Below are 22,723 nucleotides of genomic sequence, written 5' to 3'. Positions count from 1 at the left end.
CTCGACTATCCTCGGCCTGTGTCCTCCGCCTTCGCCGGTTCGATCGGCCTCCTGCTTCAGTTCGCTCTGTTCGCGCTCGCGTATCTGCTGCTCGCGCGCTCGCGCGGCCATGCAAGGGCGCTGCTGTACGGGGCCGTCGTCGCCGTGTACGGCTATGCGCTGACCCTCGCCTTCGGGCTCTTGTTCGGAATCCCGTGGGCCGTCACCAACGCAGTACTCCTCCTCCTAGTCGGACTCTCGTTCCTCTCTCGCCGCGTTCGAAAGGGCGTCGCGAACGGATGGGGCGAATTCGCTGGAGCAGCACGCACCGGTTGGGGGGCGATTGTGATCGTCGGCCTGATCGCGGCCTTCCATGTCGCGATCGGGGTGGTCAAGCCCGAACTGTCGGTGGACGGCGAGCTCTACCACGGTCCCGTCCTGGCGCTGCTGGTGCAGTCGGGCAACCTGTGGGGCTGGAACGCGCTCAACGAGTACGTGTTCTACTCCGACCTCACCATGGTCGGCGGTGTGAACCTGGCATCCTTCACGGGCGAAGCGAGGTTCGACGACGCGCTGCAGATTCCTCACCTCGTGGTGTTGATGCTCGCGATCAACTTCGCGCTGAAGTCTCGGTTCCCGCGAGCCTGGATGCGCGTCGGGCTAGCCGCGCTCATCGTTTCGGCCCCGGTGATCTGGATGCAGCCTCGGATCCTCTACGTCGACCTCGCATATGGCACGGCCCTCGTCACCTGCATCTTCCTCGTCGTCTTGACGAAGCGGTTCGGCGCCGTCGATATCCTCGTGGCGGCGACGGCCGCAGCCGCGGTTCTGGCGACCAAGCCGACCGGCATCCTCACGAGTGTGCTGCTCATCGCCGCGCTCGCCGCAGTGGTGATCTGGCGCAGGATGGCTCAGGGCGCCCGCTTCTGGCGGACCTTCGGAATCGCGGCGCTCACGATCGGCGTGCCGTCTCTCGCCGCGCTCTCGTTCTACATCCGCAACTTCGTCTCGTTCAGCAATCCCGTGTATCCGGTGAAGGTCTCGATGGGACCGATCCAGTTCCCGGGCATCGTCGACCTGAGCGTCTTCACCTCGGGCGAGCGCGGCACCGGCCTCTTCGACATCCAACGCATCGGATCCTTCCTGGACGGGATGGCGTCAGGGGTTCTGCACGGCATGACGAAGCCCGACTACGATCCACGTGCCGGCGGATTCGGTCACGTGCCGGCCTTCGTGCTGGCGGTGGTCGCGGCGATCCTGCTTGCGCAGCTCGTTCTCTTCCTCGTGCGAAGGAGGCGGGGCTCAGCGGCACCCGCCCGAGGCCAGTGGCTCGCTCAGGCCGCGATCGCCGGATTGAGCGTGCTGATCCTCGTTATGCAACCGTCGACGTTCGATGCCCGGTATGTCATCGGACCGACGGTCGGACTGCTCGTCGCGATGCTGATGACCACCGTGATCACCACGCCTAGAATCGTCGACGTCCTGGCGGTTTCCCTCGCGATGCTCCTGGCGACCGGCCAGATCGTCTGGAACGAACGCAACGTGTATCCGGGTGTGAGTGCGCTCCTCCAGATGCGCTCGTTCGACAGCGGTTGGCAACCCGACACTCCTGGGAACCCGTGGGGCACCCCGGACTACCTCGCCTGGTTGCCTTCGAGCGACGAGGGTTGCGTCTCCATCGCGGTTCAGACCGCTGGAGGGCTCACGCCGGTCGGTCTCACTGAGCAATCCTTGCTGGCCACGTTGCCGTACAGCCTGTACGGTGATGCGCTCTGCAACACCGTGGTGCCGATCGAGTTCGACGAGAACGGCGGGGCGAGGGAGGGAGGCACGCAACGTTCAGCGCTTCCGACCGCAGATTTCGCCGTGCTCTACGAGAGCGACGCGGCTGCCTGGAGCGAGGTGCTCCCCGGCGGTGCCGACTGCTGGATCGAGGTCGGCGCGGTCGAGGCCTCGCCGAGCTATCCCGTCGCAGCGGTCGTGGTTCGCAACATCTGCGATTGAGAACGCGTGGCTGGACCGATGATCAGGCCGCGAGTCGACGGTAGATGCCGAGATACGCGTTCTCGGGCACGGGTGAGAGGTAGCGCTCTTCTAGCACGTCGCGCGCGCGCGCGACGTCGTACTCCGTGTCCAGTGCGAGCATGACGGCTCTGGCGAGGTCCGTACCGTCGGCGATCTCGGCGATCTCGCCGAAGCCGGTCGAACGCACGATGGTGCGAACCCCGGGCAGCGCCGAGGCGACCACGGGTGTTCCCGCGGACATCGCCTCGACCTGCACGATGCCGAAGGCCTCGAACGAGTTGGTCGACGGCAGCGCGAAGACGTCGAGCGAAGCGTAGAAGTCGGCGATGTCCTCTTCGGCGAGGAATCCGAGAGACCGCGCCCGTCCGTTGTCGATCAGGCGCTGGAGCCGTTGGCGGTCGTATCCGACCTGGTCGGCGAGGCCGTCCAACGGGCCGGCGAGCGTGAGCACGAGGTCGTCGGGCAACTGCTCGAGCGCATCCATCAGGACGTCGATCCCCTTCTCAGCAGTGGGCCGCCCGAGGAATCCGAGCTGGCGTCGACCTTCCAGAGCGAACCTCCGCGTCCCTCCGCGGCGATCGATGCTCGTCGCGGGGATCGCGATCGCTCCGCGTTCGCGGAAGAGGTCGCGCAGACGGGATTCGTCCGCATAGTCGGAGCTCGAGGTGCACGTGACGTTCGCCCGACGGATGAGGACGCGATGCGAAGCGTCGAGCGCCCGTGCGATGAGGGTGTCCAACGTGCTGCCGACCGGCGCATCGCACTGGTAGGTCACGATCGTGCGCCACCCGGGACCGAGCACCCATGAGAAGAACGCGGACTCCGGCAGCGGGAGATGGAAGTGCGCGATGCCCCGCAGCCTGCGGAGCTTCATCGAGGCCAAGAGGAGGGAGATCGAGAAGTTCCCGCGACCGAGGGAGAAAGTGCGACGGTAGGCGTGCACCTGCACGCCGTCCATCTCCTGATGCGTGGTCCCGCCCTCTTTCGCCACGCAATGCACATGCACCTCGTAGCCCGACCGGACCGCCGCGCCCGCGAGGTCGGCCGCCATGTTCGTGAGACCGCTCACGTGCGGCTTGTAGTACTGGAGGAAGACATCGATGCGTTCGGTCACGGACATGCGCCAATCGTTGGTCGGAGTTGCAGTGGTGTGTGCACGGAGCGGAGTTCGAGATTCGGACGGCGAAAGGCGATCGTTTCGAGAGCCGCCTGGAGCGCCCTCACCTCAACGCACGCTCGCGATCCGGCCGAAGAGCTCGGCGGTGACCGGCATCGATGCCACGACGAAGAGCAGAAGCACGACCGCCCCGATCACGAGGCTCGAGGGGTCGCGCAGCGCGAAGATCACCGGATCGTCGTGCATCTGTCCACGACCCGCCTTGATCCAGAGGTTTCCGATCCAGAGGAACAGAACCGGGATGACGAGCCAGAGTACGACCGGGGCCGGGTAGAGGCGGCTCACGGCATCGCTCTGGATGTAGATCGCCATGAGCACGGTCGAGGCCATCCCCGAGGCCACTCCGAGAGCGAGGATCGCGTGGACGTCGTCGCCGGAGTATCCGCGTCCGGGGAGCCGACGCGATGATCCGTTCGCCGAATGCAACTCGGCGTACCGCTTCACGAACGCGAGGGAGAGGAACAGGAACAGCGTGACGCCGGTGAACCAGAACGAGAGCGTGATCCCGGTGACGACCGCGCCGGCGACGATGCGGATCATGTAGAGCATGGCGAGCGTGACGACGTCGACCAGGGTGATGCGCTTCAACCAGAGACTGTACGAGAGCGTGAGCACCGCATAGCCGACGAGCACGAGTGCGAAGCCCAGGCCGATGACGAAGCCGAGCGTCAACGCGGCGACGGCCAGAACCAGGCTCCCCGCGAGGGCGTGGAGCGGATCGATCCATCCCGCGGCGACCGGCCGTGACTTCTTGCGTCGATGCACTCGGTCGAGGTTCACATCGAGGACGTCGTTGAGGAGGTAGACGGAGGACGCCATCAAGGTGAAGGCGATGAAGCCCGCGAGAGTCGCTGCCACGGCGAAGACATTGGTGAACTCGTGCGCCGCGATCAGCGGGAGGAAGAGCAACGTGTTCTTCAGGCTCTGATGGACTCGGAGCTCCCGTCCCCAGGCGCGCAAACGAGTAGGCCCCGGATCCGCGAGGACCTCGAGGTCGCGTCCCGCCCAACCTGGTGCAGCTGCGCTCCGGTCGGTGGTTGCGAGATACGAGGTGTGGGCGCGACGCCAGATCTCGACATCGGCCTGCGAATTCCCGACGTAGTCGAAGCCGCCCTCGCCGAATTCCGCCGTCAGCGCGGTCGCTTTCGCGTGGCTCGTGAGATTCGTGCTGCCGTCGCTCGCGAACACGGCGTCGATCGAGGGGAATCGCTCAGCGACGGACTCTGCGATCGCCGAGTCGGCGCCAGTGGCGAGAAAGACCTGGCCGCCGTCGCCTTTTCGCGCCTCCATGAGTGACAGAACCGCGGCGTTGGCCGGGAGGAGCGCAACCTCGACTCGTCCGGTCTGGGCGAGTCGCCGTTTCATCGCGGCCTTGCCGGAGGTCAGCAGGGCGACGACTGCCGCGGCGATGACCAACGGGTGCCGCAGGTTTGCCACGATCGACTCGTGGAGTGTGTCCCCTCGGAGCAGGGAGCCGTCGAGATCGACGACCAATGGCCGCGTCGGGTTCACTACGATTGATTCCTCTGACTCTTCGCATGCACGACGGAGCTCGAGCACGCCCTCCAGCATAGGCAACCGCGCGCGCGGGGGGCGCCCCGCGCAGGCCGTCGCGGCACGTAAACTGTTCGGGGCCGTGCCGGACGCGCCCGAGGGAGCGAGGATTAACGTGCCGAATTCGAACGGGCGCAATCGACGAGCAGCGCAGAAGCGCGTGCTGATCGCGGGGCGCGGCGTGGCGGGCCTCAGCCTTTCATCCGAGGTGGTCGCGGGCGGCGACGTCCTGGTCGGTTTCCTCGACGACGTCGTCCAGGCGTCCGATGTGCTCGGTACATTGGCCGACGTCGCCGCCGTCTGCGAGCGCGAAGACGTCGGTGTCGTCTACTTCGCCATTCCGTCCGCGCCAGGTGAGGTCGTGCGCGAGTTCGTCACCCAGGTCCACCGCAGCGGCGTCGAACTCGCGATCGTTCCTCGCACCTATCGGATCGTGTCGCGAGATCGAGTCTCCGTCTCGGATCTCACCGACGTCGACATCCTCGATCTCGTGGGGCGCGCACCCGTCAAGCACGACATGGTGCACGCGGGCGACACGATCCGCGGTCGTCGAGTGATGGTGACCGGTGCCGCAGGGTCCATCGGTTCGCGCATCGTCGCGCAGCTGAGCATGCTCGAACCCGAACTCATCGTCTGCGTCGATCGATCCGAGAGCGGGATGTTCCGACTCGGGAACTCCCTCCGGGACACATCGAACACGCGGCTCGAGATCGGCGACGTGCAGTCCGAGGAGCGGATGTCGCAGCTCATGGCCGGGTACCGGCCTGACTTCCTCTTCCACGTCGCCGCGTACAAGCATGTTCCGCTCATGCAGCACAACCCGATCGAGGCGTTCAACAACAACGTCTGGGGCACGTGGAACGTCTTCTCGAGGGCGGCCGAGCATGGCGTGGGCAACGTCGTCTACGTCTCGACCGATAAGGCCGTGAATCCGACCAACGTCATGGGCGCCACCAAGCGTCTCGGCGAACTCCTCCTTCGGGATCTCGCCGCCGTGTCGCCGTCGACGCGGTTCTCGGGGGTCCGGTTCGGCAACGTGCTCGAGAGCGAGGGGAGCGTCATGCAGACCTTCCGCCAGCAGCTGCAACAAGGGGTCAACCTGACGGTCACCGACCCTGAGATCACTCGATACTTCATGACGATCGACGAGGCGGCGCAGCTCGTCATCCAGACGGCGACTGCAGGCAGGCCCGGGGACCTCTTCGTGCTCGACATGGGCGAGCCGATTCGGGTGTTCGACCTCGCCCGTGGGCTCATCGACGCCGTGGATCCGAGTCTCGACGTCGACATCATCGGCCTCCGACCCGGCGAAAAGATGTACGAGGAGTTGTCGCACGCATCGAGCTCGGTCGACTCCACGACGCATCCGAAAATCTTCATCGTCAGCGATTCGTACGCGCGTGAGCCGGGCGAGACGAGCAGATGGGCAGCCGAGTTGCTCGACCGAACCCGTCGGTACGACCTCGCGCCCGACGAGTTGATCGAGGCCCTGCGTTCGTTCGGGTTCGACGCCCTCCAATGACCAGCACACGCGTGCTGGTCGTGGGCGGCGGCGGGCCGCTGGGGGCCGCGGTCACCGGCGACCTGCAATCGCGCCGCATCCCGGCCTTGATCACTCGCCGGATCGGCCCGGAGCCGCTCGACGTGTCGAACCATGCAGCGGTGACCGACGCGCTGGCGGCCGTTCGACCCGAATCGGTGATCTATCTCGCGAATCCCGGAGTGGAGACCATCCAAGAGGACGCGGTCGGATCGAGCGTCGATGACCTTCGCCATTTCGCGGCGCGAGCCGCGGAGTCCGATGTTGAGCGGATCATCTTCGCGTCGAGCGCAGCAGTCTACGGGACGTCGTGGACGCGACCCGTCTCCGAGGACGATCACGCCGACGGGCCCGGGCTGTACGCCGACCTCAAACGTCGGAGCGAGCACGTGCTCCGCGAGGTCGCCGAGACGACTCGGCTCACGGCGAGCGCCCTGCGCATCTTCAACATCTTCGGACCCGGCTTCTCCCGATCCCTGGTCAGCCGTCTCGCTTCGGGTGAGCCTCGCGCCGTCCTGCAGGTCTCGGATTCATTCGTCCGCGACTACGTTCACGCTGCCGACGTCGCCAGGGCGCTGGTCCTCGCATCCGAGCACTCGCACCCCGGATTCCGAGTCCTCAACATCGGGACTGGGATCGCGACCGACAACATCGAGCTCTCACGTCTCGCAGCGCCGGGCTCGTACTCCATCGCCGCCTCGCCGACGTCGCCGTCGTACTGCGTTGCGAACGTCGCTCGTGCTCGCGAAGCACTGCGATTCCAGCCGACGTGGAGCGTCGCGGAGTACCTCGCCGAGGCGGCGGCGCGGCGCGTCTGACCGTACGACGCGCGAGGAATCGCGCCACGCGCGAGTCCGGGTTCTCACGCTGACGGCGACTCGCGGCTTACGATGGGCCCGTGGCTAAACTCGGGGGGCGAGTGCGTCGGCGACGGTCGATCGCCGTTGCAGTGTTGTGCACGGCGCTGGTCGCGGCGCTATTGACCGTCATGGATGTCGGGACGCGACGATCGGAACCATCGACGGCGGCGAACCTCAGCCTGTTCGATCCGGGGAACATCATCGACGATTCGGTGTTCTTCGACGGCACCTCGATGTCGCCGCGCGACGTCCAGAATTTCCTCGAATCCAAGGTCGGCCCGTGCCGCGCCGGATACACCTGCTTGAAGGACTATCGCGAGGCGACGCGGAACATCGCGCCGGGCCCGCTGTGCAACGGATACGTCGCCGGGCCCTACGAGAGCGCCGCCGACATCATCTCGAAGGTCGGCAACAGTTGCGGCATCAGTCCGAAGGTCCTCCTCGTCACGCTGCAGAAGGAGCAGGGGCTCGTCACGGACACATGGCCCACCGCGTCTCAGTACCGCATCGCGATGGGGATGGGCTGCCCTGACACGGCCGCGTGCGATTCCGAGTACTTCGGGTTCTTCAACCAGGTGTACGGCGCGGCCGCTCAGTTCAAGCGGTATGCGAACCCCCCTGGTACGAGCAGGTACTTCACCTGGTACGAGCCCGGCCGTACGTGGAATGTCCGGTTCCACCCGAACGCGGCCTGCGGTTCGGCACCCGTGTACATCCGGAATCAGGCGACGGCGAACCTCTACTACTACACGCCGTACCAGCCGAACCGGGCTGCACTCGCGGCCGGCTACGGAACGGGCGACGGGTGTTCGGCCTACGGCAACCGGAACTTCTACCAGTACTTCGTCGACTGGTTCGGTTCTGTGCGCGGCTACTCCGTGGGAACACCGTTCCAGGATGTGTACAACTCGAGTCAGGGATCGCTCGGGTATCCGACGCGGCCGTACACGTGCGGCTTGATCCGTGGCGGTTGCTATCAGGTGTTCACCAACGGATGGATCGTCGACAGCGCGGGTACTCAGCCGCAGATCGTCGCCCTCGATTACCGCGGGGCATGGTGGGCGACCGGAAACGAGAACGGGTATCTCGGATATCCGACGAGCAACCGCGTCTGCGGCATCGCGAACGGCGGGTGCTATCAGACCTTCGAGGGCGGGTGGATCGTCCACAGCGCATCGACGCCCATCGTTCCCGTGACGAGTGCCGTCCGCGGTTCCTGGTGGTACTACGGCAACGAGAACGGATTCCTCGGGTATCCGCTGGCGTCTGGAGACTGCAGTACCGGGGCCGGCTGCGTGCAGGTCTTCCAAGGCGGCGCGGTCTCGACGAGTTCCGTCGGGGGTGTTCGCGCGGTCCGCGCCGAGGTCCTGGCGCTCTGGAACAGCTGGGGGCGTGAACGCGGCGTCATGGGCTTCCCGAGCGGAGACCCTCCGTTGACCGCTTCACCGAATTACACGCAGGCGTTCTCTGGGGGTGTCGTGCAGGTCAAGGGCGGTGTGGCCGCCCTCGTCTCGTCGATCGATCCGTGGGCGAACACCCGGGTGACCTCCCCTTGGTTGGGCGGGCAGGTCACCTCCCAACTCTGCGATCTGAAGGGCGGTGCGTGCCATCAGGAGTTCGCAGGCGGCTGGATGGTGAAGAGCCCGGCCGGCGTCTCCGCGCTTCCGCCGGCCGTCCTCACGGTGTGGTTCAACTGGGGTCGGGAATGGGGCATCCTCGGTTTCCCGACGAGTGGCCCGTCGGCAGCTCCGGAGACCGGGAACTACACGCAGAATTTCCAGGGCGGCGTCGTCACGGTCACCGGCGGAGTCGGAAAGCTCACGAGCACGGTCGACCCTTGGTTCAGCGCCGTCCTCGCGAGTCCGTGGCTGGGGCAGCAGACGACCTCGCAGGTCTGCGATCTCACGGGCGGTGCGTGTCGGCAGGAGTTCGCGGGCGGCTGGATGGTGCAGAGCCGCTCTGGGGCCTTTGCCGTTCCCGCCGCGGTCGTCGGCCTGTGGAACAACTGGGGTCGTGAGCGAGGCATCATCGGCTTCCCGACTGGTGCGCCATCGGCTGATCCGGCATCCGGAGCGTACACGCAGTCCTTCCAAGGGGGCGTGGTGACCGTCTCCGGCGGTGTCGCACGGCTCTCGAGCACGACAGATCCGTGGTTCGCACGTGTGCTCGCCAGCCCATGGCTCGGACCGCAGACCACCTCCCGGCTGTGCGACCTGAAGGGCGGGGCGTGCAGGCAGGTGTTCTCAGGCGGGTGGATGGTGCAGAGTCCCTCCGGCGCGTACGCCGTCCCGACGGCGGTGCTCAACCTCTGGTTCAACTACGGGCGGGAATGGGGCGACCTCGGCTTCCCGACCGGACCGCCGTCGGCGAATCCCGAGAGCGGCAATTACACCCAGTCCTTCCAAGGGGGCGTCGTGAAGGTCACCAACGGGGTCCCGAGCTTCTGAAGGGTCGACGGCGGTCATCGCCGTAGAGTGGACCCGCCATGAAAGCCCCGGAGACCACGTTGAACTCAGAGACCGCGCGAGATCGAAGCATCGATGTGCTCAAGGGCATCGGCATCGTCATCATCATCGCCGGTCACATCGATCCAGGACCGATCGGGGCCGCGTTCCCGTCCTACCTCTACACGTTCAACGTCGCGCTGTTCTTCTTCGTATCCGGGTACTTGTGGAAGCGCGGACGGCAGGGGCGCTTTATCCCGTTCCTGCTCAAGAAGTTCCGGCACATCTACATTCCGTATGTCGTCTTCTTCGTCATCTCGATCCTGTACGGCCACGTCTTCCTTCGGTACGTCGCCGGCGAGTACGTGATCCCGTTCGACGGCACCGACACGATGAAGGCGCTGCTCTTCTCGAGCGAATGGCTGAACTCGGTTCCGACCTTCAATTTCGCATTGTGGTTCCTGCCCATCTTCTTCATCGCCAACGTGGTCTTCTACTTCATCCAGCTCATCCGGAGCCGGATCGCGTACTGCATCGTGCTCGTCGCAGTCGGGCTGTCCGCGCTGCCCGTGCAAGACCTTTTGTCGGGTCGTCCGCCGTTGGCGATCAATGTACTCCCGGTGGCATTGTTCATGATGGGAGCCGGCCACATCTGGAGCAATTGGTTCGACAAGGCGACGTTGCGGCTGTGGGCCGTCGCGGCAATCGGCGTGTTCAGCCTCTGGGTCACCATGGTGCATCCGGGCAACATCGCCGCGATCGGAACATTGTGGTTCTATCCGTCCGCGATCGCGAGCGTGCTGATCTACCAACGGCTCGCCATCGACCTGAAGTCGAGCGTCATCCTGCGATTCCTCGGGCAGAACAGCCTCATGATCTTCGGGCTTCATGGACTTGTTGCGAATTCGTACCGCCTGACCGGAATCGACGACTTCGTCTCGCAGTATTGGCAGGGCCTTGCGCTCTGGCTGGTCAACCTGCTCTACGTGGTGCTCGTGATGAGTGTCATCGTGGTCGCGTATCGCCGGCTGCAGACGATCGCGCGAGGGTTGCGGAACACCGACCGTTCGACGGGACCTGATCGCGAGGTACGAGACCCGACGGCGACGGCGCCGGGCTGAGTTCAGCCGGGAGACCGAGCCCGTGCGGATGCGGCGAAACTCCCTCAGCCGACGGTTGCCCGCCCGAAGATGCCGTGCTCGGTCGCCGCATCGAGCGCGGCTCGCCAATCGCGAATCGGGTTCAGTCCGGCGGTCCGCCACGCGTCATGACCGAGCACCGAGTACGCAGGACGTGGTGCCGGGCGGACGAATGCGGAGCTGTCCGTCGCGACGATGCGTTCGGGGTCGAGGCCCATGTTCTCGAGCACCGCGCGCGCGAACCCGAACCAGGTGGTTTCGCCTGAGCTCGTGCCATGGTAAATTCCGGCCGGCGCACCGGCGTCGAGCAACTGCACGACGGCATCGGCGAGATCGGCCGTCCAGGTCGGCTGACCGCGTTGATCGTCGACGACCGACCAGGTCTCCCGAACAGCCGCCAACTCGAGCATCGTCGAGGCGAAGTTCTTGCCGTTGGCGCCGTACAACCAGGCGGTGCGAACGATATACGACGACTCGGGCAGTTCCTGAAGGACGAATTCCTCACCCGCGGCCTTCGTGCGACCGTACGCGGAGACGGCGCCGCGCGGGGCCGATTCGGCGTACGGCGTGACCGCACGTCCGTCGAAGACGTAGTCGGTGGAGACCTGCACCATTCGAACGCCGTTCATGGCGCTCGCACGCGCAAGGTTCCTCGCCCCGATCGCATTCACGGCGAAGGCCGCGGCCTCGTCCGTCTCTGCATCGTCGACGGCCGTGTAGGCGGCGGCGTTGATGACCACGTCGTGGGCGGCGACGGCCTCGGAGACCGCGGTCGAGTCCGTCAGGTCGAGTTCCGATCGTGCCGGTGCGCTGACGTTCCTGCCCGCGAGGGCGGTTCGCAGATCGTACCCCAGCATCCCGTTCGCTCCGGTGATGAGGTATCGGGACTCGCTCACTGGCCCTGCGCTTGGTACCGCGCCTCGGTCGCCGCCTTCTGAGGTGCCCACCATGACGGGTTGTCGCGGTACCAGCCGATCGTCGCTCGAAGCCCTGCGGCGAAGTCCGCGAAACGCGGCTCCCATCCGAGCTCGCTCCGCAGCTTTGCCGAATCGATGGCGTATCGGAGGTCGTGGCCGGGGCGGTCGGTGACGAGATCGTACGCATCCGAAGCCTGACCCAGCTCGGCCAGGATGAGTTCGACGACCTCCTTGTTGGACTTCTCGCCGTCGGCGCCGATCAGATAGGTCTCTCCAATCGCGCCGTTCTCGAGGATCGCCAGGACGGCCGCCGAGTGATCGTCGGCGTGGATCCAGTCGCGCACGTTCTCTCCGGCGCCGTAGAGCTTCGGGCGGACACCGCCGAGGACGTTCGTGATCTGACGCGGGATGAACTTCTCGACATGCTGGAACGGGCCGTAGTTGTTCGAGCAGTTCGACAGCGTGGCCTGTACGCCGAACGACCGGACCCAGGCACGAACGAGCAGATCGCTGCCCGCCTTCGTGGAGGAGTACGGACTCGACGGGTTGTACGGAGTGTCTTCCGTGAAGCGCGATGGGTCGTCGAGTTCGAGGTCGCCGTACACCTCGTCGGTGGAGATGTGGTGGAACCGCCTTCCGTGTCGGCGAGCTGCTTCGAGGAGCGTGTAGGTGCCGATGATGTTCGTTTCGAGGAACGGTCGCGGATCGTCAAGCGAGTTGTCGTTGTGACTCTCGGCTGCGTAGTGCACGACCGCGTCGTGGTCCGCGAAGAGCCGATCCACGAGGTCCGCGTCGAGGATGTCCCCTCTGACGAAATGGAACCGATCAGCAGGGAGCCCGTCGAGCGAGGCCAGATTGCCCGCATAGGTGAGCTTGTCGAGCACGGTGATCTCGTGATCGGTGTGCTCGAGCGTGTGGTGCACGAAGTTCGAGCCTATGAATCCGGCGCCGCCGGTGACGAGTAGCTTCATAGAGGGATCCGTTCTTTGGGGGACCCCGAAATTCTATCCGGCGCCTCACGATAGGATGGCGGGCGTGAAGATCCGTGAGCTCGGCGTGTCCGGGAGTTTCGAAATCACCCCGACGCAGTTCGGTGATGATCGCGGTCTGTTCGCAGAGTGGTACCGCTTCGACGTGCTCGAGCAGGCCGTCGGCACAGCGCTCGATCTCCGGCAGGCGAACCTCTCGGTGTCGAAGCGGGGTGTGCTCCGCGGCATCCATTTCGCCGATGTGCCACCGGGTCAGGCGAAGTACGTCACCGCCGTGCGCGGCGCCGTGATCGATTACGTCGTCGATCTCCGGGTCGGCTCTCCGACGTTCGGCCAATGGGACTCCGTACTCCTCGACGACGTGGACCGTCGTGCCGTCTATCTCAGTGAAGGGCTCGGGCACGCCTTCCTCTCGCTCGCCGACGACACCGTCGTGACGTATCTGGTGTCCGACGTCTATCGCCCCGACCGGGAGCACGGCGTGAACGCGCTGGACCCCGAGATCGGTCTCGAACTCCCGATCGACCTCGACGAGATCTCGCTGTCGCCGAAGGACGAAGAGGCGCCGAGCCTGGCAGAGGCGATTCGGACCGGGATCCTCCCGACCTGGGTCGGTACCGATGATGATGCGTCGCGAGCCACGGAACGGCAGGACGGCCGATGAAGGGCATCATTCTCGCAGGAGGCTCCGGAACCCGCCTCTGGCCGATCACGAAGGGCATCTCGAAGCAGTTGATGCCGATCTTCGATAAGCCGATGATCTACTACCCCTTGTCGACGCTCATGATGGCCGGAACTCGCGACATCCTGATCATCACCACCCCTGAGTACGAGGACCGATTCCGGGCGTTGTTCGGCGATGGGAGCCACCTCGGAATTCGGCTGGAGTACGCGGTGCAGCCGTCGCCCGACGGGCTCGCCCAGGCGTTCGTCATCGGCGAGGACTTCATCGGCGACGAATCCGTCGCGCTCGTCCTGGGAGACAACATCTTCCATGGCGCAGGGCTCGGTCGTTCGCTTCGCTCAAACGCCGAGATCACCGGTGCGCGGATCTTCGCATACCACGTGGCCAGCCCGGAGGCCTACGGCGTCGTCGAGTTCGACGGCGATGGAACGGTGCTCTCGATCGAAGAGAAGCCCGAACGTCCGAAGAGCAACTATGCCGTCCCCGGGCTCTACTTCTACGACAATGACGTCGTGGCAATCGCGAAGTCGATCGAGCCGAGTGCGCGTGGCGAGCTGGAGATCTCGACGGTCAATGCGCGATATCTCGCCGAGGGCAGACTGAGCGTGCAAGTGCTCGATCGCGGCACGGCATGGCTCGACACCGGCACGTTCGAGTCGATGATGCAGGCTAGCGACTACGTCAGGGTGATCGAGGAACGGCAAGGGTTCAAGATCGGCTGCATCGAAGAGATCGCCTGGCGAGCCGGGTGGATCGACGACGACCAGCTCGCCAGCATTGCCCAGCCGCTGGTGAAGAGCGGATACGGCGACTACCTGATGCGGTTGCTCGCGGACCGCTGATTGCTCGCCTGCACGCTCCGCATCACGTCGTCGAGCGTCGCACGCATACCGACGATGAGCGGCGTGAGGTCGCGTGCGTCGAGGTCGGACCAGACGGTCGAACGGATCCTGAGGTCGTGCGCCTGCAGCGCCGCGGCCGCGGAGGTGCCGAGCAGCACTGTCGGTGGGCGCTTGAGGATGACGCGGAGCTGGCCGATCAGCTCGGCGATCGTTACGGATCGTCCGGATGCGAGGTTCTTGATCGTGAACGACGCAGGCTCCTCGAACGAACGCGCGACGACGTCGAGCACCATCTCGGCGCCATCCGTGACGAACAGGTAGTCGCGCATCGTGTCGAGCGACACGTAGATCGACACGACCGCGGGGGAGACCTGTGCGCGCGCCAGGTGGGAGATGAGTCCCTGCATCTTCTCGAGACTCTGGCCTGGCCCGTACAGATTCGCGATGCGTCCGGCCACCGATCGGACTCCACTGCGCGCGGTGAACGCGGCGAGTGCGCGTTCCGCCTCGAGTTTGAAGCGTCCGTAGGGCGAGATCGGGGCCACCGGACTGGACTCATCGAATGGCGGCTGGCTCGAACCCGAGTAGATCCCGCCGGCCGAGGAAGCATAGAACACGGCCCCATCGGATGCATCGTCCGATTCCTGCTCGACGATCTCGAGGAATCGCCCGAACTGATCGAGTTCGCGATCGAGCTCGCATTGCGGCGTCGAGGTGACCGCTGCGCCGGCGACCCAGAGGATCGCCCACTGCTCGTCGGCGCCACGTTCGTCGACGAGCCGTCGAACGCCGAGCCGGGCAGCATCGTCGAACGCGCTCGATTCCTGCCAGGGGAGCGAGGCGATCGGGACGCGTCGCACATCCGGACGTCGTTCGGCGGCGTTCACGACCGCGCGGCCGAGGAGTCCGCCCGCACCGATCACCCAGACCGCGGTCATGGGGCGTCGGACGGCGCCCGGTACGGTGCGCGACCGAGGGGGCCGTCAGCGGGATCGCTCAAGATCAGGTACGACGGACGTCCCATGGCCATGTTGACGCTGACGCCGATGTACTCGGCAACGACCCCGAGGGAGAAGAGAATCGCACCCGAACTCAGGAGGATGAGGATCACGGTCGACGCCCACCCCTCGATCGCGATGTCGCCGACGAGCCGCTGGATCAGGACGACGATCGCGAACACCACACCGAGGAGCGCCACGATGATGCCGAGCAGACCGACCGCGCGGAGCCCGCGCGTGCCGCTGGTGAGCACCATCCGAGCGAAATGGGCGAACAGCCTCCGCCCGGAGTACCCGGACCGTCGATCGCCTTCGTCACGCAAGAGCACCGGCGAGGTCACGACACGGCCGGCGACCCATCCCAGCGCGACATCCAGGTAGACGCCCGAGCCGGCGAACGCCGCAACACTGCGCCCGACGTTGCCTAGGACGAGCCGGAAGCTCTGGTAGTCGGTCGCGCCCACGGTGCCGGTGAGTCGTTCGAGGGTCCGCTTCGCGAGTCGGGACGCGTTGTTCCTGAGCGCTCCGTGCGGTGCGCTGTTGGTCGGCTTCGCATAGACGACGGCGGCGCGCTCCCGCATCGCGGTGTCGAGGAGTCCGCTGATGTCCGACGGATCATGCTGGCCGTCCTCGTCGAGCGTGACGATCCAGTCCGAACCGGCGGACGCCATCCCAGCGAGCGTCGCGGCGTGTTGCCCGAAGTTCCGGCTCAGCCACACGCCCCTGACGTTCGAGTACTCCGACTCGAGGCGACGGATGACCTGGTCCGAGGCATCAGGACCGTTGTCGTTGACGAGGAGCACCTCGCTCACGACGAAGGGATAGCCGTCGGCCGTGAGATGTTGCGTGGTCAGCGGGACGATCTCGGCGAGCAGCGCGGTGAGGGTTCGCTCGCCCTGATACACGGGGATCACGACTGAGATCGTGTGCACTTCAAGAGAGGACACGCCTGAATCGGGGCTCACGGAACGGGAATCTACCATAACGCGGTCGGAGTGCTGTGCTTCGGTCATGACGCGTCCGCCCGGGCGTCCGCGGACGGGTTGGACATCCGTCGTCCGAGATACGCGTACGCGAGTTGGCGGGTTCGCGCCATCATCCGCGCCCGCACGTCGCCAATACGCTGGTCGTTGCGGCTGATCACGTCGGAGTGCTCGTCGGCCAACCACGCGTTGTAGTCGATCGTCTGCTGGGCTTGTTCCCGGACCAGGCGGACACTCCATTGGCTGGATGACACCCGGAATGCCGCCAGCGACGCGTCCACGGCGACGAAATCGCCGTCGAGGAGCACCCTCGAGTAGGTCGCCTGATCGATGAGATAGGGGAATCTGGAATCCCACCAGCCAACCCGTTCCAGTGTCTCGCGTCGCATCAGGACGCATCCGGGCTCTCCGAAGATGTTCGTGCCACGACGGACGGAACGGCGGATGGCCTCGGCGCCGCCCACGCGTCCGCGGAGCCCGGCGAGACCACGGCCCCGAACGAAGCGGCGGCCGGACGCATCGATGAGGTCGCGAGTCGAGGCCGCGAGGACCGCTCCGGGATGGGACTCGAGGGCGTCGACCTGCCGCTCGACCGACTCGGGCGCGATGAGGTCGTCACCGCAGACGAGTTTCAGATACGTCCCGGTTGCGGCGAGGCTCACCCGGTTCCAGTTCCTCAGGGCGCCGCCGCCTGCCTCGGTGCGGAGCAACGTCACGCGGGGATCGTCGGCATATCGTTCCATCACCTGCCAGGTCTGGTCGGTCGACGAGTGATCGGCGACGATCACCTCGAGCGACCGATACGTCTGCGCGAAGACGGAATCGAGTGTTTCGGCGAGGTAGTCGGCATTGTTGTACGCCGGAACGACGATCGAGACCAGAGGGGGCATGCTCCCATTGTTCCGTATCGTCGGCTGAGCATGAGCCCGGCATCGAGGCCATGGCTGCGTGGGGGATAATTCTCGAATGCGCAGCAGGGTGTACTGGGCGGTCGCCACCGTCGTCATAGCGATGCTCGGTGCTTCGGTACCGATCATGTTCAACTCGGAGTTCTACTTCGTCGACGATACGCAGTCTGGTGCGCTCGGGCAGTGGTGGGAGATCGGCAATCGCGTCCTCGCGGGCGACTGGTCGATCATCAACCCGACCGTGTGGCAGTCCGGGCACTACCTCGCCGAGGGAGCTTGGGGCGTCTTCAGCCCGATGCTCTGGCTGATCGGTCTCGCCATGCACGCGGCGACCGATGCGGTCGTGTACATCACGATCGTGAAGCTGTGCTTCTTCGGGATCGCGGCGTTCGGAGTATGGCTGCTGGCACGCACGTTCGGAGCGAGCCCCGCCTGGGCGGCGGCGATCGGTGTCGGGGCCTCCCTGAGCGGCTTCACCCTGTACATCGACGCGGCTTCCTGGGCGAACGGGTTCATGGCGTGGTCGCTGTGGGCGCTCTCCTGGGCGCTCGTTCGTCGCTCGGTGTTCGAGGCGCGCTCCCCGCTGCTCGCCGCAGCCGCCTGCATCAGCTTGATCGGCGTCGGATACGTCCACGCCACACTGATGCTCGCCGCGGCGATCGTCGCCACCATCATCGAGTCCCTCGCGAGGCGCAATCGTCCGGAGATCGTCCGCTCGCTCCTCGCCGCAGTCGTTGCCGGCTCGTTCGCGGTCATCGTCCACCTGCCCAGTCTGCTCATCGCGCCGAACACCGGTCGGTCGATCGGCGTGGCGAACACCGGGCTCCTGACGGTCAACCTCAGCGGTCTGGCGGCATCCGCTGTGCCGGTCGGTGGTCCGCAGATGGGCTTCTTCGGCACGAACTTCCCGAACGCGCCGCTGCTGTACATCGCCTGGTTCCTCCCGGTCCTCGCCTTCCTCGAATGGCGTCGATTGGTCGGCCTGCTCCGGCAGCGGCTGAGCCTCCTGCTCGTGCTCGGCGTCGCGCTGGTACTTGTGCTCCTGCCGAGTGACTTCGGGCCGCTGCGCTTCCCGGTTCGGCTGATGCCGTATGTCACCGTGACGGCGCTGGTCGTGGTCGGTGTCGGGTTGACGCTGGCCGCGCGCAAGCCGCTCTCGCGGGGTCGGCTGGGCGTCGCCGTCGCCGTCTGGGTCGGTTCGGTCTACTTCGCCTTCACCACCTCTCCAGACCATTGGAAGTGGCTGGTGCTGGTTTCGGTGATCGCGTTGATCGGAATCTTCGCCGTGTATTGGACCTGCGGAGGTGTCCGTCTCGTCAGGGGCCGAAACGCGGCGGCTGCGGGTCCGCGTCCCGCACTCGGAGCCGTGATCGTGATCGGAATCGGACTCGTCATGCTCGTTCCGCAGCACATCGTGGCTCCCACTTCGCCGCTCAGGGACTACGGCAATCCCGCCGAGATCGCGGCATACCACGAGCAGTTCTCGTCCGCGCAGGGCGACGTCCTCGTCTTGGGCGCGGTGGATGACGGATTGGACCGACCCGAGTACTGGTCCGAGACGCTGACCGGCAACATGTTCTATCTCAACCACGCTTCGGTTCAGAACGCGTACTCGGCCGTGTACTACCCGCCGTACCAGGCGCGCGTCTGCATGCTCTACAACGGCGGGACCTGCGCCGAGGCCTACGATCGCGTGTTCGAGATCGAACCCGAGACCGGGCGCCCGTTCGTCGACCTGTTCGGTGTCAGCACGGTGCAGTCGATCAAGTCGACCATCCCGGAGGCCTCGTGGTCGAACGTGCCGGACGGCTGGCACGTCACCGAGGACACCGCGTTGACGCGCACGATCGTGCGCGACGTGCCGATCTCAGGCGCCGGCGGCGTGGCCTGGACTTCGGACGGGACCGAGGTCACGGTGCTCGCGGAAGATGCCATGGGAGTCACGTTGCGAGTGGACGCCGTGCCTGACGGCGGCGGCACCGTTGCACTGTCGCGACTTCCGTGGCCCGGGTACACGGCAGATGGTGGAACGGTGATCGACGACGGCCCGACGGGAGGCCTCCTCCTCGACGTCGGTCTCGATTCCTCGGCCGAGGGGCGAACGGTCGTCATCTCCTACTGGAGCCCGGGTTGGATGATGCAGCTTATCGCCGGGATCGCGATCCTCCTCGTTCTCGGCGGATGGGTCGTCGTCAGGCGAATCCGCGGTCGAGGGCGCTGGAGCACCTGGCGATCCGAGCTTCGAACGGTCTCCGAGCGGGCGGATCAGCAGACAACGAGCTCCCCTTCGGCAAGCTAGAATCGATCTTCGGCTGCTCAGGTTCGACGATTCGATGTGAGCTGCCTGGAAATGGAGTAGGTGTACATGACGGAATACGATCTGGTCGTCGTTGGCTCAGGGTTCTTCGGCCTCACCATTGCAGAGCGCATGGCGGAAGAGCTCGGCAAGCGAGTGCTGGTCATCGATCGCCGCGACCACATCGGTGGCAACGCATACAGCGAAGCCGACCCCGAGACCGGCATCGAGGTGCATCGGTACGGGGCGCATCTCTTCCACACGTCGAACCCCGGGGTCTGGGAGTATGTCAACCGGTTCACGACCTTCACCGACTACGTTCATCGCGTCTACACCAACCACCGCGACGAGGTGTACCCGCTGCCATTCAACCTGGGTACAGTCAACCAGTTCTTCCGGTCCGCTCACGGACCTGACGCCGCACGTGCCTTGATTGCCGAGCAGGCTTCCGAACTCGCCTCGGGCGCGGTCAGCAACCTCGAAGAGAAGGCGATCTCGCTCATCGGGCGGCCGCTCTACGAGGCCTTCATCCGCGACTACACGGCCAAGCAGTGGCAGACCGATCCGACAGAGCTTCCCGCTGAGGTGATCAGTCGTCTCCCCGTCAGGTACACCTACGACAACCGATACTTCAACGATACGTGGGAGGGTCTGCCGACGGAGGGCTACACCGCGTGGATCGAACGCATGGCCGAGCACCCCCTGATCGAGGTGCGGCTGTCGACCGACTTCTTCGACGAATCTCAGCCGATCAACAAGGCCGAGCTTGTCGGACAGGTTCCGGTCGTCTATACCGGTCCGATAGATCGTTACTTCGGTTACTCCAACGGTGAACTCGGATGGCGCACGCTCGACTTCGAACGTGAAGTCCTCCCTGTCGGAGACTTCCAGGGAACCCCGGTCATGAACTACGCCGATCGCGAGGTTCCGTACACGCGCATCCACGAGTTCCGGCACTTCCACCCGGAGCGGGAGTACCCCGCCGACAGGACCATCATCATGCGCGAGTTCTCGCGTTTCGCGGAACGCGGTGATGAACCGTACTACCCGGTGAACACGCCCGATGATCGCGCAATGCTCGTGGCGTATCGCGAGCTCGCAAAGCAGGAGGAGTCGGTGTATTTCGGCGGACGACTCGGCACGTACCAGTACCTCGACATGCACATGGCGATCGGTTCCGCCCTCTCGATGTACGAGAACAAGCTGAAGCCGGCGTTCGCGTGAACGACCGTGCAAGTGCCGGCACGCCGCCGGACATCATCCAACGCGTCATCTTCCCGGAGCACGGCGATCCTCAGTCGCTCCCGCTCTATCTGGATCCCGAGGTCTGGACCTTCGAACGAGGAGCGGACGACGCGGCACTGCAACTCGCGCGAGCCAGGGGATTCTCGCCCGACGACCAGACGCGATATGCACTGCGTTTGACGAACAACAACGGTCTCTCGTGGCTCACCGGACGCCGCTCGCTCCAGCTGCCCGCGGCCTCGACCGTTTCGTTCGCGAGCTACTTCAATGCCTTCCCCGCGAGCTATTGGGCGGCTTGGACCTCGCTGCTCTCGGTGAAGTTGCAAGTACGCACCTCGGGCACCGGCAACATCATCGTCTTCCGTTCGAACGCGCGCGGCGTCGTGCAACGGGTCGACGGCATCGAGGTCTCGGGCGAGGAGACGAGCGAATTCGAACTTCCGCTGGAGTCCTACCTCGACGGCGGATGGCTCTGGTTCGACTTGATCGCAGGCGACAGCGCCTTCGAGCTCGTCCAGGCCGATTGGCTGGCTCCGGATGGCGCCACCCCGCGGAGCAGCGGCAAGGCGACGGTCTCCATCACGACGCTCAACCGCGGCGACTACTGCACGAAGCTGCTTCGCGAAATGGGCGAGGACGCCGACGCGCGCGCCGTGCTGGACCGAGTCCTCGTCGTGGATCAGGGCTCGCAGCCCATCCGCGAGAACGCCGGATTCCCGGCTGCCGTGGAGAGCCTCGACGGTCGGCTCCGACTTATCGAGCAACGCAATCTCGGAGGTTCCGGTGGCTTCTCCCGGGGAATGCACGAGACGATCGAGGCGAACGAGTCCGAGTACATCATCCTGCTCGACGACGATGTCGAGATCGAGCCGGAGAGCCTGCGGCGCGCGGTGACCTTCGCGAACTGGTGTCGCACACCGACGATCGTCGGCGGCCACATGCTCGACATGTACGACAAGTCCAAGCTGCACGCGTACGCGGAGGGCATCAAGTGGAAGCCCTTCATGTGGGGTCCGTTCACGCCCGCGCGGCACGACTTCGGCGACTCGAACCTGCGTCAGACGCCGTGGCTGCACCGACGGTACGACGTCGACTACAACGGCTGGTGGATGTCCCTCATCCCCGTGGACACACTGCGCGAGATCGGCCTCTCGCTCCCCGTGTTCATCAAGTGGGATGACGCGGAGTATGCGCTGCGAGCGCGGGAGCACGGCTATCCCACTGTGAGCCTCCCAGGCGCAGCGGTCTGGCACGTCTCGTGGGTCGACAAAGACGATTCGCACGACTGGCAAGCGTTCTTCCACGCACGGAATCGACTCGTCGCCGCGCTCCTGCATTCCCCCGAGAAGCGCGGGGGACTGCTCTGGCGCGCGAATCTGGCCGGCGATGTCAAGAACCTCCTGACGATGGATTACTACACGGTCGCCATGCGGCACGCGGCCATTCACAATGTGCTCGAGGGGCCCGAGCAGTTGCACGTCGACATGCTCGATCGGCTGCCCAGGCTCCGTGAACTGGCGAAGGAATTCACTGAGTCCGCAACGCTGGTCCGCGCGACTGACGTCGCGCACTTCCCAGCGCGCGAGGTCGAGTCGGTGATCAGCGGCCAGATCGACGTGGGGCCGCGGGGGGCAGGGCTCGGGCTGTGGCTCTCGCAGCGATTCCTGAAGCACGCCTTCTCGAAGCCGCGGGCGGCGGCGACTGCACGACCCCAGGCACACCTGCCGTTCCAGGACGCCCGATGGTTCGAGGTCCCGATGCACGACAGCGTGCTCATTTCGAACGCCGAGGGCTCGGGTGCGCGTTGGCATCTCCGCAATCCGAAGTTGTTCCGCACCATGCTCCGTGACTCCGTACGGTTGAACCTTCGCTATCGCAGGAACTGGTCCGCGTTGAGCGATCGCTATCGGGCGGCGCTTCCGCAGATCACTTCCCAGGCAGAGTGGTCGAAGGCGTTCGCCGACGAGGAATGACCAGACTGCCGGGCATGATCGGCGGAAGAATGATCGGATGTCGCTGAAGCATCGGCTCGTCGACGACCAAGAGGAATGGTGCCGACAGTGACCAGCACAGGATTCATCGCGCGCGGGCAGACCGCGGGTCGCCGCGTGTCGACCTGGATGATCGTGAACGATCGCTGGG

At 65.4% G+C, this 22,723-nt stretch carries 17 protein-coding genes and 1 pseudogene; 11 read left to right on the top strand and 7 right to left on the bottom strand.

Features of this window, described 5'->3' with window-relative positions; genetic code table 11:
* The first annotated feature begins 18 nt into the window (after positions 1-18).
* Complete coding sequence (locus ATC03_RS14220; RefSeq protein ID WP_067878436.1) at positions 19-1,983, top strand: hypothetical protein; 1,965 nt, start codon at positions 19-21, stop codon at positions 1,981-1,983.
* Between the two features lie 22 nt (positions 1,984-2,005).
* Here the strand turns inward: ATC03_RS14220 and ATC03_RS14215 are convergent, their stop codons facing one another.
* Both ATC03_RS14215 and ATC03_RS14210 read right to left on the bottom strand, forming a co-directional pair.
* A complete protein-coding gene (locus ATC03_RS14215; RefSeq protein ID WP_067878433.1) occupies positions 2,006-3,124 on the bottom strand; it encodes a glycosyltransferase family 4 protein in 1,119 nt (372 codons plus the stop codon).
* Positions 3,125-3,229: 105 nt separating this feature from the next.
* Positions 3,230-4,873 (bottom strand): UbiA family prenyltransferase, encoded by a 1,644-nt coding sequence (locus ATC03_RS14210; protein WP_084003513.1) that lies wholly within the window; start codon positions 4,871-4,873, stop codon positions 3,230-3,232.
* On the opposite strand from ATC03_RS14210, the gene ATC03_RS14205 reads away from it, so the two are divergent.
* The 4 genes from ATC03_RS14205 (at position 4,851) to ATC03_RS14190 (ending at position 10,700) form a co-directional block, all read left to right on the top strand.
* Positions 4,851-6,257, top strand: coding sequence for a polysaccharide biosynthesis protein (locus ATC03_RS14205; RefSeq protein WP_152030966.1), 1,407 nt, complete (start codon positions 4,851-4,853; stop codon positions 6,255-6,257). The genes ATC03_RS14210 and ATC03_RS14205 overlap by 23 nt on opposite strands.
* Complete coding sequence (locus ATC03_RS14200; RefSeq protein WP_067878426.1) at positions 6,254-7,093, top strand: NAD-dependent epimerase/dehydratase family protein; 840 nt, start codon at positions 6,254-6,256, stop codon at positions 7,091-7,093. The genes ATC03_RS14205 and ATC03_RS14200 overlap by 4 nt, the downstream gene beginning before the upstream one ends.
* Positions 7,094-7,437: 344 nt before the next feature.
* The gene (locus ATC03_RS14195; RefSeq protein WP_161490348.1) at positions 7,438-9,582 is read left to right on the top strand and encodes an LGFP repeat-containing protein; all 2,145 of its coding nucleotides are present in this window, start codon (positions 7,438-7,440) and stop codon (positions 9,580-9,582) included.
* A 95-nt stretch (positions 9,583-9,677) separates the two neighbouring features.
* Positions 9,678-10,700 (top strand): acyltransferase family protein, encoded by a 1,023-nt coding sequence (locus ATC03_RS14190; protein ID WP_067878420.1) that lies wholly within the window; start codon positions 9,678-9,680, stop codon positions 10,698-10,700.
* A gap of 44 nt (positions 10,701-10,744) precedes the next feature.
* Here the strand turns inward: ATC03_RS14190 and rfbD are convergent, their stop codons facing one another.
* Together rfbD and rfbB are read right to left on the bottom strand one after the other, a co-directional pair.
* Positions 10,745-11,614: a dTDP-4-dehydrorhamnose reductase gene (gene rfbD, locus ATC03_RS14185; protein WP_227820109.1), complete on the bottom strand. Its 870-nt coding sequence runs from the start codon at positions 11,612-11,614 to the stop codon at positions 10,745-10,747.
* On the bottom strand, positions 11,611-12,606 hold the full coding sequence (gene rfbB / locus ATC03_RS14180) for a dTDP-glucose 4,6-dehydratase (RefSeq protein ID WP_067878417.1): 996 nt from the start codon (positions 12,604-12,606) through the stop codon (positions 11,611-11,613). The genes rfbD and rfbB overlap by 4 nt, the downstream gene beginning before the upstream one ends.
* A gap of 64 nt (positions 12,607-12,670) precedes the next feature.
* Between rfbB and ATC03_RS14175 the strand changes: the two genes are divergently transcribed.
* Together ATC03_RS14175 and rfbA are read left to right on the top strand one after the other, a co-directional pair.
* On the top strand, positions 12,671-13,288 hold the full coding sequence (locus ATC03_RS14175; protein ID WP_067882245.1) for a dTDP-4-dehydrorhamnose 3,5-epimerase family protein: 618 nt from the start codon (positions 12,671-12,673) through the stop codon (positions 13,286-13,288).
* On the top strand, positions 13,285-14,151 hold the full coding sequence (gene rfbA / locus ATC03_RS14170) for a glucose-1-phosphate thymidylyltransferase RfbA (protein ID WP_067878415.1): 867 nt from the start codon (positions 13,285-13,287) through the stop codon (positions 14,149-14,151). Before ATC03_RS14175 ends, rfbA begins: the two co-directional genes overlap by 4 nt.
* On the opposite strand, the gene ATC03_RS14165 is transcribed toward rfbA, so the two are convergent.
* From ATC03_RS14165 to ATC03_RS14155, 3 genes are all read right to left on the bottom strand, one after another.
* Complete coding sequence (locus ATC03_RS14165) at positions 14,121-15,089, bottom strand: NAD-dependent epimerase/dehydratase family protein (protein WP_067878412.1); 969 nt, start codon at positions 15,087-15,089, stop codon at positions 14,121-14,123. The genes rfbA and ATC03_RS14165 overlap by 31 nt on opposite strands.
* Positions 15,086-16,081: a glycosyltransferase gene (locus ATC03_RS14160; RefSeq protein ID WP_227820108.1), complete on the bottom strand. Its 996-nt coding sequence runs from the start codon at positions 16,079-16,081 to the stop codon at positions 15,086-15,088. Before ATC03_RS14160 ends, ATC03_RS14165 begins: the two co-directional genes overlap by 4 nt.
* Before the next feature lie 77 nt (positions 16,082-16,158).
* Positions 16,159-17,022, bottom strand: a complete 864-nt coding sequence (locus tag ATC03_RS14155; protein ID WP_067878409.1) for a glycosyltransferase family 2 protein — start codon at positions 17,020-17,022, stop codon at positions 16,159-16,161.
* 76 nt (positions 17,023-17,098) lie between these two features.
* On the opposite strand from ATC03_RS14155, the gene ATC03_RS14150 reads away from it, so the two are divergent.
* The 4 genes and pseudogenes from ATC03_RS14150 (at position 17,099) to ATC03_RS14140 (ending at position 22,554) form a co-directional block, all read left to right on the top strand.
* Positions 17,099-19,339, top strand: coding sequence for a glycosyltransferase family protein (locus ATC03_RS14150; RefSeq protein ID WP_152030965.1), 2,241 nt, complete (start codon positions 17,099-17,101; stop codon positions 19,337-19,339).
* A gap of 66 nt (positions 19,340-19,405) precedes the next feature.
* Positions 19,406-20,560: a UDP-galactopyranose mutase gene (glf, locus tag ATC03_RS14145; RefSeq protein ID WP_067878402.1), complete on the top strand. Its 1,155-nt coding sequence runs from the start codon at positions 19,406-19,408 to the stop codon at positions 20,558-20,560.
* A pseudogene (locus ATC03_RS21275) lies at positions 20,557-21,057 on the top strand (glycosyltransferase); the annotation flags it as partial. The gene glf and the pseudogene ATC03_RS21275, both read left to right, overlap by 4 nt.
* Positions 21,058-21,063: 6 nt before the next feature.
* Positions 21,064-22,554, top strand: coding sequence for a glycosyltransferase (locus ATC03_RS14140; RefSeq protein WP_232338887.1), 1,491 nt, complete (start codon positions 21,064-21,066; stop codon positions 22,552-22,554).
* The last annotated feature ends 169 nt before the right edge of the window (positions 22,555-22,723 follow it).

The sequence above is a fragment of the Agromyces aureus genome, from assembly GCF_001660485.1.
GTDB lineage: Bacteria > Actinomycetota > Actinomycetes > Actinomycetales > Microbacteriaceae > Agromyces > Agromyces aureus.
This window is presented reverse-complemented; position numbering and strand designations above follow the sequence as displayed.